This is a genomic window from Lysinibacillus sp. K60 (assembly GCF_019731275.1).
In the GTDB taxonomy this organism is placed as follows: Bacteria; Bacillota; Bacilli; order Bacillales_A; family Planococcaceae; genus Lysinibacillus; species Lysinibacillus capsici.
In genome coordinates this window covers 1-13,794 of record NZ_JAASJR010000002.1, presented here as the reverse complement: position 1 = coordinate 13,794, position 13,794 = coordinate 1, and the positions used below count along the sequence as shown (strand labels likewise).

Below are 13,794 nucleotides of genomic sequence, written 5' to 3'. Positions count from 1 at the left end.
AGTTCTATCAAATCCAAAATGTTTGTAGGTAGGCTTGTGAGATATCTGCTTTGACACCCTGTTTTGTCGCAACCTGTTCAGAAGTTTTTGGTAAAACACTGAGTTTACCATCTATCTCAAGTAATGCATATTGTACATCTTGTACAGAGAAAATAGCTTGTTCGCGTAACATCATTGTTAACTCTTCCATATGCATTCTATTTTTTATAAAGGCAGACTCTAAAAGATGTGAATTAACTTGTGTAAAAAGCTCCAAGAGTATACGACAAACAATTGATAAAGTTATATTTTTTTTAAAAATAAATAATAAAAGCCAAGAGGACTACGACTCTTGGCTAATTATCTATTGAAGATATTTTGAATTTTGTTGTTGATTATTAATTGCTTGGAAAGGTTAAATGATTGTACAGAGATTTGTTTACAAGCGGTGGCGTTAATGTCTTGTAATAGTGCTATTACTAAGCAAATTTTGCAACATATGTACAGAAATTTGTGAATCATGTGCATAGCATTGTTGAAAATTTCAATATGCATATTGCCAAGAATATGCAAAAATTTGTTGCAAATGTGCGGAAATGTATAGAAAGTTGGCTCAATAATTGATTAAAGTCCTTCTTTTTGAGGAGGGTTTTTTATCAATTATTAAGTTTTCTGTACAATCAGTAAAATAATACCGAATTATTTTGGTGATAGTTCACTTTCTACTAACCACTTATGATTTTTAACCATTTCTCCTGTAGTAGAAATATAATCTACCATATACACAGTTGTATCATAAGCACCTATGATTGTAGCTTCAGCTCCTTTCATGTTAGGCATATGTTCAGCATTTATAATAGCTTTACTTCCTATTGGGAAAGCGGGATTTTCAGCTACCTTTAAACCTTCTAGAATTTCTCCTGAACTTGAATTATTCATTTTCATATTGTCCATCATCAATATATTTTGTAACCAAGTTGCATGTCGTTGTTCATCATGTGAGGCATGTATAAAGTGCATTTGAACATAATGAGTTGTTGCTTTTGATGCAATATCCTGATAATAAGCAGAAGCCTCTAATTCATTTTGAATCGCTTTTTGGACACCTTCTTTAAAATCTCTTGGTATTTCCCCAAACGTAATTTGTGGTTCTTGTCCACCCATCATCCTTAAAATCATTGTGAACCAATGATAATGCTTTATTTCATCGTGCTGTATTCTTAAAATAATCTGTCTGAACTGTTCATTGGGAGTTAATTGAATTAATCTTTGATAAAAATTATAAGCATGAACTTCTAAATTAATTGCTCTTGAAACGTCTTCTATTAGATGAGTGTCACTAGTTAAATTCATTCCCATCGGACCGCTACCATTTTGCATATTAGATTGCCTCCATTCCTCTTTCTAAGCTAGTATACGGTTAGCTAGTCAATATGTTTGTTTTTTAGCCTAACACTTTTAAAAAGCATTCATATATAATGAGGGCTGAGAAAGCTATTCTCTTGAAAAAGCATATGAGACAGTCGAGGAATGAGAAAGTACAGGGTATTCTAAAATCTTCAACAATGCAAAAAACCTAAAAAATTTAATAGATATATGGGGAAATTTTCTTTAACAGTAATCATTGCTACTTTGACAAAATTTCTTGTTTTTTTGGATATACATAAAACTAATTTTTAATGAAAGACGTTTCTAAAACAATTGCATATGATAATATGATGAATCTGTGAAGGGAATGAATTAAATGTATTATCAATCTAACGGGTATCCACACCAAATCCCTTATTATGGAAATATATCAATCCATCATTATATGGAATACCCGAATTACTGGACATACCCTTATGGTCATGCTTCTAATGAAATAATGTTAAAAGATTATGGAGCTAACCCATTTGTTATTAATATTAACGAGGCGTCAAAGCAAAACAATACGTATCGTACAGCTTTATGGACAGGAAAGCATTTACAGCTAACATTAATGAGTCTAAATCCCGGAGAAGATATTGGATTAGAAATGCATCCTAATGTGGATCAATTCTTGTGTATAGAGCAGGGTCAAGGGGTAACTCAAATGGGCAAGAGTAAAGATAATTTAACCTTTAAAAGAAATGTCCATGATGATTTTGCTATTTTTATCCCTGCTGGAACATGGCATAATTTAACAAATATAGGTAGTGTCCCACTAAAACTTTATTCTATCTATGCTCCGCCTAACCATCCGTTTGGAACCGTTCACCCTACTAAAGCTGTAGCAATGGCTAGTGAAAAGGATAAAAATAATAGTAATGGAAATACAGTTATTTCTGGCAAGACTCCAGATGAATGGGTGCGGTACACGGAATTCTTGGTAAATGAAGGATTAGAGGATGTTCAAAGAGGAGTAAATCCAACACACATTCTTCAGGAATTTATTCTTATGGGAGTTCTAGTAGGTAAAGGATATTCTCCAGTAGAGGCATATGAGACAGTGGAAGAATGGGAACGGACAGGGGAATCTAAACTTCTACAACAAAGCAAAAATATGTAGAAAAACTTTAAAGATAATGGATACAGGTAAAAGACTTTAAGGTACTTTTGCAATACAGAGACAAAAGTACCTAAACTCTTCTATTTAGGGTTTTAAAACCACTTTAATGCAACCTTCTTGCTTTGTATCGAATATTTCATATGCATGTTTTGCTTTTTCAAGAGGGAGAACATGTGTAATGATATCACCGACATTCACTTTTCCTTCAGCCATTAAGTTATAGACATGAGGCATGATATGAACAACTGGGGCTTGTCCAGTACGAATCGCTACATTGCGTTGGAATATATCTCCGAGTGGGAAGGCGTTGTATCGACCGCCGTATACACCGGTAATTTGGATTGTTCCTCCTTTACGTACAGCTTGACTGGCCGTGACAAGGGCTCCCATAGCACCACCTTGAAGTTTTATCCCACTTGCAAGAAATTCTAGAGGCGTCATTTTTCCGCTCATCCCTACGCAATCAATGACAACGTCTGCACCGCCCTTGGTAATCTCTTTCAAGTATTCACCACAATTTTCATGGTCTTCAAAATTAACGATTTCGACGTTATTTGTCTTCTTTGCATGTTTCAGACGATACCCGATGTAGTCAACTGCAATTACTCTTTCTGCTCCTTTCAACCAAGCAAATTTTTGTGCTAGCAGTCCAACAGGTCCGCAGCCAAGAATAATAACAGTATCTCCTTTCTTCACACCAGCATTATCTACACTCCAAAAAGCAGTAGAGGCGGCATCGGCAAGGAGAACAAGACTTTCATCAGGTACTTCTGATTTCTCTGGAATTTTGAAAGGGATAAAATTGGCATAGGGCACCCGCATAAACTCTGCCTGTCCTCCTGGAAAACCGCCTGTTGTGTCTGAATAACCAAAGTAGGCACCCATTTCGCCATTATCGTTTGCATTATCACATTGACTTTCCAGATCATGATTGCAGTACCAGCATTCCCCGCATGCAATATTAAAAGGAATGACAATCCGGTCACCCTTTTTAACCTTCGTCACATCTTTTCCAACTTCTTCTACAATACCCATTGGTTCATGACCAATGACATAATCTTGTCCAAGATTCGGAATCATACCATGAATCAAATGCAAGTCTGATCCGCAAATGGCAGTTGTGGTTAAACGAACAACAATATCATCGGCTTTTTTTATTTTAGGGTCTTGTACTTCTTTAACCTCAACATTTTTTACACCTTGAAAAGTGACAGCTTTCATTAAAAAAATCCCTCATTATCGTTTATTTTTTCGGTGGGGTAGGGAACATTCCTTTTCGATTCATATCTTTAGGGAATAAATCCAACTGGGCAATACTAATCGCATTTTCTGCAGATTTAATATCCAGTTCCTTTTGACCTGCAAGATCATAAGGCTTCAGCCATTCTTTTTTTACCATCAGTTCAGAAATTTCGAAATATAAATCGACCATGACATCCAGCTGAGTTCTCAAGATTTTATGAAGAGCAGGAGAAGCTGTTTCTGTTAAGGCAATTGAAAGATTCCGAATACCCGTTTTGGTTGTAAGTAAAAACTCAAGAGCAAGCCCCGAATCAGTTAGTTCAGGCATCCCAACTGAATTTATAGGATCTAAATAGTCTTGCATACAATTGTCCTCCTAATATTCCAATTCCGATTTTGAGTAGAGCTTAACCATAGCAGTGAGTGCCGGGGTAGATAATTTTACATTTTTGTCCAATAACGCTCTTAAATCATCATCAAAGACCACACCTTGACTCAGCTTCGATTTAAGTAAACTAGTTGTCATAAAGTTAATGACTTCATGAAATTCCATGGTTTCATGAAGTGCTAATTTTTTCTCAAACACGTAATTCGCACCTCCATAATTTTCTTTAAAAAGTCTTCCCTTTAGCAAGTTATTTATACAAATTCTCATTGGATTAAAAAACTATATTGATAGCTAAAATCTGATTTAAAATTGAATTTCTTCCATTATTTTCACTCAACCCATTTATTACATTACTTATGAACTTGAAACCTTATGAAAATTTGTTTTAGGCATTTTTCTCTTTGTCTAAAGAAAATGCGGAATAGCATATAATAGGTAGACAGATTAAAAAATAAAATCTGTTTATTTAAGGGGAGTATTTTTTATGGGGCAAAGCAAACATTCACTCGAGTTGAAACTACATATCCTTCAATTGTTCGAGGAAGGTCACTATTCTATAAATGAATTGTGTGAAAGATTTTCATTTGATCATCAAACTTTTCATAGATGGAAAATGAAATTTGAGGCAGGTGGACGTGAAAGATTACAAGAAGCGACTTCATGTAAATTCTATTCAAAAGAGTTAAAGTTAGCGGCTGTGGAGGACTACATTCAACGGAATTATTCACAAATGGAAGTGTTAACTAAATGTGGTATTGGTATCCAAAAAAAAACAATCTGCTGATGATTTGTTAATAGCATTGGAGCAACCTGACAAAAAAACTATTACTACTGAAAAGAAATAGTATTTTAACCTCATAAGTATCCTTCTTTCCATAATAAGTCGTTAATTTCCATTTAAAGTTTCATTTGTGATTATTTGAACTAAACTGCTTCGTTAGTTCAATAAAGAAAAAAGAGCTGCATATTGTAGAGTTATAAAAAAGATTGATTATTTAAAACAAAGTTCGATTATTTAAAATAAAGATGGATCATTAATAAAATTTGATAAAAAGTAACCTCTTCGGGTATGATATCCGCAAGAGGTTACCGTTAAAAGATAGATTAATTATTATAAACAATGGGCATTTTTCTTATTAACGTGCCTTGTCCAATAGTGGAATATATAAATTTTGCTACATTCTCTCTAGAGACAGACAGTTTAGCCGATTGATATCCAATCGAATAACCATAAAGTTGCCCATTGTGTTTTATATTAGGATTAATAATTCTTACAACAGTCCAATCTAAGTTGGATTGCTTAATAATCCTTTCCATCTTCTTCATTTCAGCATAACCGTTTGGTAAGAAGAGTTTTGCCAATATTCTTGGCAAAACTGTCGATAAGTTTTTCTTATCATCTTTCGATTGTAAGGCCGGTGTTGCTAGAGTAATAAATCTCCTTTTGTTGAACTTCTTCATTGCTATGATAATCCGGTCATGTCCGTCGGCAATTGGCGTACCTTTAAGCTTTCGAGATATATCATTCGGGGGCCCCATTGTGCTAATTACAACATCAGCTTCTGCAACTGCAGTTTCAATGGCTGGTGTGTCCGAGAGTTCCCCTCTTACAAGCCGTAAATTCGAATGATTTATCTTGATCTTCTTAGTATTTCTAACATAAGCAGTAACAAGATCTCCGTTGTCTAATGCAATTTCCATTAGGAGATGACCGATTGCCCCACTTGCCCCAAAAATAGTTATGTTCATTCCTTTCCTACCACCTCGAGCGTATTATGTTCCTAAATAAAATGCATCTAATTTCTATACCAAAATTCGTGTCAATTTATTCTTAAAGGCTCTTTTATGACACATGATCATCAGTAACTAATTCTTCAACTCGATCTCTTTTGGTATACATGTCATACCAAATGTCAGCGATTTTGTCTTGTACTCCTGAATTTGGCTGCATCCAGATACCAATCGAAACATGCCCAGCATAAATACCCTTGTCCCTTAATTCATTGCTCAAATTTAATATATAATTTCGAAGGCCAGAAACAGCAATTCCGACATTACCCATCATTGGTACTGGATTCATTGCGGCAGCACCCGTCGTAAATAACAAAGCACCTTCTTGTTTATCCAACATATCTGGAAGGACTTCTCGAATACTTGATATTGCACCCATAACATTGAATTGAAATTGGTAAAATGCATTTTCTTCCGTTACTTCCAAAGCATTTGCTACTGTATCGATACTCGGAGTAGGGCTATATTCAAGCACATCAATAAATCCGTAATTTTCTTTGATCTTTGCAAATGCTAAACCAATTTCTGCTTTATTTAATATATCTGCTTGATATGCTACTGCTTCAACTCCTATAACTTCTAATTCATTAACCAGTTGGTTTAACTTTTCTTCATTTCGGGCAATAAGCGCCACACGAAATCCATTTTGTCCGAATTTTTTAGCAATAGACATTCCTAATCCAGGTCCTGCACCAACAATTACAATATTTTTCATAGTTTTATTCCTCCATAGTTCCAAATTTTTCAAAAAATTTTTATCATTATTGAATACTACCTTATGTGATCGCCTTTTGATCTTTAGCAAAATAAAAATGATTTTATTCTTAACTTTATTTTGAACATGTTCCATCTGAACAATAATTATCAAGTGATGGCTCTAATTGCTCTTCAGCTTTATTATTCGCGTAATCTTCTTTCCAAACCTGTTGTAATGTTTCTAAAAATACTTGGTTAGATTGCGCACCTGAGATGGCATATTTGTTATCCACCACGAAAAGGGGAACGCCTTGAACCCCAATTTTTATTCCTTCGGCTTTATCAGCTGCAATTTTCTCGCTATATTTATCATTTGCTAAAACATTCAAAGTTTCGTTGGCATTAAGACCTAACTCATTTGCAAGTTGGGCAAGTGTTGATGGGTCACCGATATCTAGTGAATCCGTGAAGTGAGCCTTCATAATTCGATCCATATATTCCTCCATCTTCCCATTCTCTTTTGCATAATACGAAAGTCGAAGTGCATCATATGAATTCGTAGGAATCATTGTATCTAATTGATAATCTAACCCCACCTTTTTCGCATGCTGTTTCAACTTATTATTCCTTTCTTTTGCTTTTTCATATGGGATACCATGCTTGGAAGATGAAACTTGATGGATATCCATACCTGTGTTTTTTTTCGCATATGGATCTAATTGAAAACTACGAAATACTACTTCTACTTTTTCTTTATGTTCAAACTGTTCTAACCCTATTTCAAAGTTATGTTTGCCCATATAACAAAACGGGCATACAAAATCTGACCAAATCTCTACTTTCATCTTTTGAACCTCCTTATTTTTAAAGTTTTCTCGCCTAAATTGATTAATGTATTATTTATTCCGTCTGCGATTTAAACAAAACACAACCATTTTGGGTTTGAAAAACAACACTTGTAATTTAGGCAACACTGGTTGTTTAAGTTATGATATTATGAAATAGAAGTATTAACAACCACCAAAATGGCTAATAAGTTGTTTACACAACACTTCTGTAATATTGTCGTTTTTAAACATCATTATGTAGCCCAATAAGGAGAAGAAAAACGATATGGAAAAAAATGATCCGAGAATACTTCGCACAAGACAATTGATAGTAGACGCATTTATTTCATTAACTAGCGAAAAAGACTTCAACCAAATAACGGTACGCGATATCGCTGAAAAAGCTACTATTAACCGCGCTACATTTTATGCGCACTTTGAAGATAAATTTGAGTTGTTACATTCTACAATCACCAATACTTTTACAGACAAATTAAAAAAAAGAATTAATAATCACAGTGGATTCAATGAGGAAGTCCTTGCAAACATTTTCCTAGCTATGTGTGATCACCATAAAGAGTTAAGCGACTTATGCCATAAAGGTTATAATTCTTTAGGAACAATTATAGAAAGTAAAATTAAAGAAGAGTTACAGAAGCTAATAGCTGATCTTGTGTTAAAAGAAACTAAAAATACCATTTTAATTGGAGATAAACAATTTGTAGCAACCCTATCTACTATACTAAGTTGGGGGATCTACGGAGCAACATACACGTGGAATAATAATGGAAGACCTATTTCAGCAGAAGAGCTAGTGACTAAATCCCTTCCAATATTCACAAATGGAATAAGTGAGTATTTCTATTAATGAAACTCAGTTATTATTTAAGTACCCAATTGTAAAACAGCATAGGCAGAAAGTAATTTTATTTAAAATATAACTGATGTTGAGGGACAGTATACAGATGCGATGATAAAAGCAGTTGTAAAAGAGGGTTATAAAGTAGTGATGTGGTCTTGGCACCACATTAGATTGGAAAAACCCATGTGTAAATAAAATTGTTGATACTGTATTAAAAGGAGTACAGGGAGGGAACATTGTTCTTTTTTTATGATGGTGGAGGATATCGCGAGCAAACTGTAAAAGCTTTAGAGTACTATCAGAACTAGAAAAAGAAGGATTGATAAGATACAGAAAACAAATAAAGCCGAGTGTGCCAACACGCATCGGCTTTTGTGAAATGTGTAGCTATTAATTAGTGTTAAAAGATTAACAAAAAAGTAGCTCTTTCTGAACACTCTGATGTGCGAAAACCAATGGGACTGTATGCGTAATAGTTAATTATTCAACTGATAATTTTTGATATAAAAAGTGGCACATAAGAGGGCTGGTTTTTAATGATCAGCTAAGTAAAAGGCTTGATATTTACCAATCGGGCAATATTGTTGAGCAAAACAGGTAGAAAATATCAAACTTTTTTATAACAACCTAACTTAAAACTGCTAAAGAAAAATCCCTTTTGATTAATCTTTTTTCAAAAGGGATTCTTCTTACTTTAACGTAAAATAAGGGGTTTCAGAGTATTTTTGCTCAAACTTTATTTCAAAGCAACACCAGTTCCGCATTCCAAACTTCTACTGAAAACCTCCACTGATTGTTCTTCTAATTCTTTCATTACATGGCCGTAAATTTCATAAATCATTGCTGGTGTATTCTCTAAGCGCTGAGCAATAGCTTTTAAGTTCTGGTCGCTGTTAATAAAATTGTTGCATGGGTATGACGTAAATCATGAAAAGTAATTTTTGGTTCACCATCATAGTTTAATATACTAGCTTTTAAAATCGTATCTCAATACATTTTATGAATGGTAGCACCATGCAATAGGTTATTTGATTTATTAATAAATACAAAAAACTTTATTTGCTTAACTTCACCGAAATTATAAAATTTTAGATTAGCAAATTTTTCGAAAAATTGAGTTAATAACTGTGCATTATTTTGCGTTACTATGCAAGGATAAAGAAAAATAAAAAGCCCCTAAAAGCTATATGTAACAGGCTTTTGGGGGCTTTGTAGGGTACATATTACAAAATATAAAAATTAGTCCGTGAAACATAAAGATGATAAGTAACCTAACATTAATAAAAGACCAATACCCATTGCGATGCTCATGCTTTGTACCTCCTTTAAAAAAACGACACATTATTCATAAATATTGTACAATGAATTATAGAAATATGAAACCTTTTAATGGCGAGAACGTATATAATAATAGGAGAATTACCAATTTGTACATAAAGAGTAGGTGACAATAAATGAAAACGTGGGTTAAGAAAAGTATAGTCATCATGGTTGCGTTTTTAACATTTGGTTTAATAACGCCTACACATGAGATTTGGGAAGCATTTGATCAAAATCCTTCGAACCGTGCATCCATCGGCCCCTCATCAGGGACAAGCACTGCTTTAGCTGCTGAGCATGATGATAGCAATGACGAGCAGCTACAAATACAAGAGGAAGCAATTGATTATAATGCCTTACTCGTAGATGCAGCTAGAGAACAATCGTACATAAAATTTGGCACAAAAATTGGTCCAAAAATTAGCAATGAATTCGACAGCATCATCTTCCCGAAAATGGAGGAAGCCATTGCAATGACAGTGGCTAATCTTGATGATCAAACTGCTGCATCTTTAACCATCTCTGAAAGGCCAAGCGGTAATTACGGTGAGAAAATTTTCAATGTCATCAACAATGAAACTGGCACAGATTTAATTCGCTTCCATGTGCGCACAGAAAAAAGACCGCAGGAAGGCTACTACTACAACTTCCATTACCACAGTGTCGAGGACAACTTCATGGCACACAACAACCTTGGCGATATCTATTGGGAAAAAAACACACCACCTAAGTGGTTGTCATGATATATAAGGGTTTTGGGGCTGTCTCTTAGAGATTAGCCCCATTTTTAGCCCCAATTTCGATAGCACGATCAAAAGTATCGATAATTCTATCTTCCATTTCTCTCAATACATGACCGTAAGTTGTGTATATCATTTCAGGCGTGTTCCCTAAACGTTCGGCAATGGCTCTTACTGGTACACCGTCGTTCATTAATATTGTTGCATGTGAATGTCTAAGAGAATGGAGTGTACACTCCTTTAGTCCAGCGCGTTGAATAATTCTTTTAAATCCTTTGTGTAACGTTGTTAATGGCATTGGAATCATACTTTCCAAAGAGTGGAATACATAGTCTTCATCTTCTAGTTTTTTCCCGAATGATAGTAATTTTACTTTAATAACTTTTTGATAACGGTTTAACTGATCAATTACATTCTTACCAACTTTGATTTTGCGTTCACTATTTTTTGTTTTAGTTGAGCCCGTACCATACCTAGTTCTATTCCGCATAATACTAATTGTTTGTGTCTCAAAGTCAATATCCTTCCATTGAAGACCTAATGCTTCACCTTTACGCATTCCTGTATAAGACAGTAACAGTAAAATTGAATAGTACGTTTCATCCTCATTATCTTTTGTGTAAGTAAGCATTGTACTTAGTTGATCAGATGTTAGTACTGATAACTCAACTTCTTTTTTCCGAGTAGAAGGTAAGCTTACTCCTTTAAATTTGTTTCGAGGGATTATTTCATCTTCAACCGCAGCATTAATAGCGATTAAAAAGATTGAGTGTATAAGTCGAATTGAGCTAGGTTCATATTTCTTTTCTAAGGCATTTATTAAACTTTTTTGATATGTTAATCTGTCTAGTTTTTGTAATTTGATATGACCAATATACGGTTTAATATTAAGCCTTATAATGATTTCACGTTGTGTTATCGTTCCAAGTTTCCACTTGCTTTTATTGGATTCGAACCAAATATCTAGCCATTGTGTTACAGTTAGGTTATCATTTTCTATATATTTTGTTTCACCACGCAGCGTTTGAGCCTTTACATCCACAAGGGCTTTTATCGCTGCTTTTTCTGTTTTAAAACCACTTTTTTTCTTTTCTTTACGTTTACCAGTTAATTCATCATAGTATTTGTGGCGGAACATCCACAGTTTTTCACCTTTATTATTGAGGTAAGAATAGACTTCTTTTTCTTTCGTTGATTTAACTAATTCCAATTTAATTACATTCCCTTCGTCGCTTTTGGTGAGCATGTGTGTAGGGATGGAATCAATTTATTTTAATATTTCAGCAACAAGGTTCGAAATTAATTCTCTTTGTTTTTTATTTATTATTTTACCTTTGTAAGTTATATCTTCAGAATGTAGAACATCATTTAAATCCATTCTTTTTTTTCCGTTATATACTTTTGATTTAAAGTAACAATCGAAATCCAAAGTACTTTTAACAACATTGTAGTTTCTTAGAAGATTTTCGTATTTTTCATCATTTGCTTTAGATTCATCGATATCATTAATAATATTTCTTAGTTGTTCTAAAGAATATTTGTTTGTATGAACTAGTCCCTCTAATATTTTTTTTGTGATTGGGACCCCAAATAAATTTTGTCGATTATTTGTTAGTAGATAAATAAATGTAAACGGATAATCGAAATAATCAGCAATCAAAGTAACTTCATCGTTTGTAAATTCAACTTCATTTTCTTGACCACTCATTATTTTATTGAATGTATTAATATCGATTTTTGTTTTTGTAGATAAATCGAAAATGAAATCATAGTTTTTATCCTTTTGGTACATAATTTCAAGAAATTTTTTGAAATTTAATTCATCATTTTCTTTTCCAAGTAATTTGTGAAATGAATTTTTTTCAGCATTTTCGAAAGCATTGTTTATTTGTTCATCAATATACCCGGCATGTTCCATTAGTGAATTATAAATAATATTGTACATAGTTTCAGAATTATTTTCATAATAAGTGTCGTTTATTAATATTCTCCCACCTGCACCAGCTAATGCGTTAGATACTTTTTTTAAAAATGGAATGCTAGGCTTGTATCGATCGTTTTCAACGTCACTTAAATAGGTTCTTGAGATTCCAGCTTTTTCGGCAAATACGGTTTGATTTAATTTTACACCTTTTCTGAATTCCTTTAATTTCTTTCCCACAGTCATGTTTTAAAATCCTCCTTTTGTATATCATATTTTTTTATTGTCGGAAATACAAGTAATATAATCTTTTTTTGACGGAAAAATAATTAAAGCGCTTGAAATTATGACGGAAATACAATACAATTACATTGTGAATGTATTACAAGTTATGTGGTGGTGAAATGAATGAACTCAAAAGAAATCGGATATCTTATAAAAAAGAAGCGTTCAGAAGTTAGTTTAAAGCAATATGAATTAGCTGAAAAACTTGATATTTCAAGGACATATCTTTCTGATTTAGAAAATGGTAGATATTTACCGAGTGCAAAGTTGTTGTTTAAAATCAATAAAGAGTTACAACTTTTTATTTTTGCAAAAGAATGACGGAAATACAATTCAAAAAGGAGTGTAACCATGATTCCAGCAGAAATAATAATTGAAGTTGATGAAAAAATAATTAGAGAACAATTAGAAAAGCGTGTAAACGAAATTGTTGAAAGTACTTTACTTTTGATTGATGTAAAAGGTTTAGCGAAAAAATTATCAATGAGTGAGCGTTTTATAGAGGAAGAATTCTTGCGTGATCCACGAATTAAATTACATGAAGTTAAAAAGAACAGAAAACGTTGGTATTTTTATAAACCAACAATAGAGGTAATAACGGAAATTTTACGTACAGAATGGTGAAAAATATAAAAAGCTTTTGGTGAGCGTGTAAGAAAAAACAACAAATGTCGTAGCAGCAAGGTGGTGAGAAAGTGGCAATAAAGGAAAAAATAATAATCACTGAAGAAAAAATACCCGAAGAATTAAAAGAACTTAAGCAATGGTGTTGCTTTAAGCTGCAACCACGTGAAAATAAAATGACGAAAATTCCAGTGAGTGCTTATGATGGCTCACCAGCAAAGAGTAACGATGAAAATACTTGGTCAGATTTCGAAACAGCAATAGAGGCTATTGAAAAATTCAATTTAGATGGATTAGGTTTTTTCTTCAAATCACCTTACTTTGGGATTGATATTGATGGAGTAAAAGAAGAAATTGAAAGATTTCACAATGACGATCATGACAATAACATTGTTTCAGAATTCATCGATATGATGTGCAGTTATAGTGAAGTTTCTGTTAGTGGTAATGGTATCCACATTATTGCTAAAGGAGAATTGCCAGAAGGTGCTCGGAGACGCGGAAATATCGAAATGTGAACTGCACCCCGTCAAGTAGACAGTGGAAATAATAAAAAATGTATTAAGCGGCTTGAGTCCTGAATTCTAAC

The 13,794-nt window shown here is 33.5% G+C and carries 17 protein-coding genes; 7 read left to right on the top strand and 10 right to left on the bottom strand.

Annotation, left to right across the window (positions count from 1 at the left end; translation table 11 throughout):
* Positions 1–7: 7 nt before the first annotated feature.
* Entirely contained in the window at positions 8–256 is a 249-nt protein-coding gene (locus HCH28_RS24870; RefSeq protein WP_370635294.1) for a YetF domain-containing protein, read from the bottom strand.
* 422 nt (positions 257–678) lie between these two features.
* Positions 679–1,359, bottom strand: a complete 681-nt coding sequence (locus tag HCH28_RS03735; RefSeq protein WP_221679847.1) for a DUF1541 domain-containing protein — start codon at positions 1,357–1,359, stop codon at positions 679–681.
* Between the two features lie 364 nt (positions 1,360–1,723).
* On the opposite strand from HCH28_RS03735, the gene HCH28_RS03730 reads away from it, so the two are divergent.
* Positions 1,724–2,509: a cupin domain-containing protein gene (locus HCH28_RS03730; RefSeq protein WP_221679846.1), complete on the top strand. Its 786-nt coding sequence runs from the start codon at positions 1,724–1,726 to the stop codon at positions 2,507–2,509.
* 84 nt (positions 2,510–2,593) lie between these two features.
* Here HCH28_RS03730 and HCH28_RS03725 read toward each other — a convergent pair whose 3' ends face one another.
* From HCH28_RS03725 to HCH28_RS03715, 3 genes are read right to left on the bottom strand one after another with little or no spacing between them, the layout of a single operon-like run.
* Positions 2,594–3,730, bottom strand: a complete 1,137-nt coding sequence (locus tag HCH28_RS03725; RefSeq protein WP_221679845.1) for a zinc-dependent alcohol dehydrogenase — start codon at positions 3,728–3,730, stop codon at positions 2,594–2,596.
* 22 nt (positions 3,731–3,752) lie between these two features.
* Positions 3,753–4,115, bottom strand: a complete 363-nt coding sequence (locus HCH28_RS03720) for a spore coat protein (protein ID WP_221679844.1) — start codon at positions 4,113–4,115, stop codon at positions 3,753–3,755.
* Positions 4,116–4,127: 12 nt separating this feature from the next.
* Entirely contained in the window at positions 4,128–4,337 is a 210-nt protein-coding gene (locus HCH28_RS03715; RefSeq protein WP_016993944.1) for a hypothetical protein, read from the bottom strand.
* Between the two features lie 286 nt (positions 4,338–4,623).
* Between HCH28_RS03715 and HCH28_RS03710 the strand changes: the two genes are divergently transcribed.
* Positions 4,624–4,923, top strand: coding sequence for a helix-turn-helix domain-containing protein (locus HCH28_RS03710; protein ID WP_221679842.1), 300 nt, complete (start codon positions 4,624–4,626; stop codon positions 4,921–4,923).
* Positions 4,924–5,243: 320 nt separating this feature from the next.
* On the opposite strand, the gene HCH28_RS03705 is transcribed toward HCH28_RS03710, so the two are convergent.
* The 3 genes from HCH28_RS03705 to HCH28_RS03695 all read right to left on the bottom strand — a co-directional run bounded on the left by HCH28_RS03705 (position 5,244) and on the right by HCH28_RS03695 (position 7,471).
* Positions 5,244–5,888, bottom strand: coding sequence for an NAD(P)-dependent oxidoreductase (locus tag HCH28_RS03705; protein ID WP_221679840.1), 645 nt, complete (start codon positions 5,886–5,888; stop codon positions 5,244–5,246).
* Positions 5,889–5,982: 94 nt separating this feature from the next.
* Positions 5,983–6,645, bottom strand: a complete 663-nt coding sequence (locus tag HCH28_RS03700) for an SDR family NAD(P)-dependent oxidoreductase (RefSeq protein WP_221679838.1) — start codon at positions 6,643–6,645, stop codon at positions 5,983–5,985.
* Positions 6,646–6,760: 115 nt separating this feature from the next.
* Positions 6,761–7,471 (bottom strand): DsbA family oxidoreductase, encoded by a 711-nt coding sequence (locus tag HCH28_RS03695; protein ID WP_221679836.1) that lies wholly within the window; start codon positions 7,469–7,471, stop codon positions 6,761–6,763.
* 268 nt (positions 7,472–7,739) lie between these two features.
* Here HCH28_RS03695 and HCH28_RS03690 point away from each other — a divergent pair, with 268 nt between their 5' ends.
* Entirely contained in the window at positions 7,740–8,321 is a 582-nt protein-coding gene (locus tag HCH28_RS03690; protein ID WP_221679834.1) for a TetR/AcrR family transcriptional regulator, read from the top strand.
* Positions 8,322–9,769: 1,448 nt separating this feature from the next.
* Complete coding sequence (locus tag HCH28_RS03685; protein ID WP_221679832.1) at positions 9,770–10,378, top strand: YpjP family protein; 609 nt, start codon at positions 9,770–9,772, stop codon at positions 10,376–10,378.
* Between the two features lie 25 nt (positions 10,379–10,403).
* On the opposite strand, the gene HCH28_RS03680 is transcribed toward HCH28_RS03685, so the two are convergent.
* Together HCH28_RS03680 and HCH28_RS03675 are read right to left on the bottom strand one after the other, a co-directional pair.
* The gene (locus HCH28_RS03680; protein ID WP_255600571.1) at positions 10,404–11,585 is read right to left on the bottom strand and encodes a site-specific integrase; all 1,182 of its coding nucleotides are present in this window, start codon (positions 11,583–11,585) and stop codon (positions 10,404–10,406) included.
* A gap of 57 nt (positions 11,586–11,642) precedes the next feature.
* A complete protein-coding gene (locus HCH28_RS03675; RefSeq protein WP_221679830.1) occupies positions 11,643–12,542 on the bottom strand; it encodes a helix-turn-helix domain-containing protein in 900 nt (299 codons plus the stop codon).
* A gap of 162 nt (positions 12,543–12,704) precedes the next feature.
* On the opposite strand from HCH28_RS03675, the gene HCH28_RS03670 reads away from it, so the two are divergent.
* The 3 genes from HCH28_RS03670 (at position 12,705) to HCH28_RS03660 (ending at position 13,723) form a co-directional block, all read left to right on the top strand.
* Positions 12,705–12,902 (top strand): helix-turn-helix transcriptional regulator, encoded by a 198-nt coding sequence (locus tag HCH28_RS03670; RefSeq protein ID WP_221679829.1) that lies wholly within the window; start codon positions 12,705–12,707, stop codon positions 12,900–12,902.
* 30 nt (positions 12,903–12,932) lie between these two features.
* Entirely contained in the window at positions 12,933–13,205 is a 273-nt protein-coding gene (locus HCH28_RS03665; protein WP_221679828.1) for a hypothetical protein, read from the top strand.
* A gap of 71 nt (positions 13,206–13,276) precedes the next feature.
* Positions 13,277–13,723 carry a hypothetical protein gene (locus HCH28_RS03660; protein WP_221679827.1) on the top strand — a complete coding sequence of 149 codons (447 nt, stop codon included), beginning with the start codon at positions 13,277–13,279 and terminating at the stop codon, positions 13,721–13,723.
* Positions 13,724–13,794 lie beyond the last annotated feature (71 nt).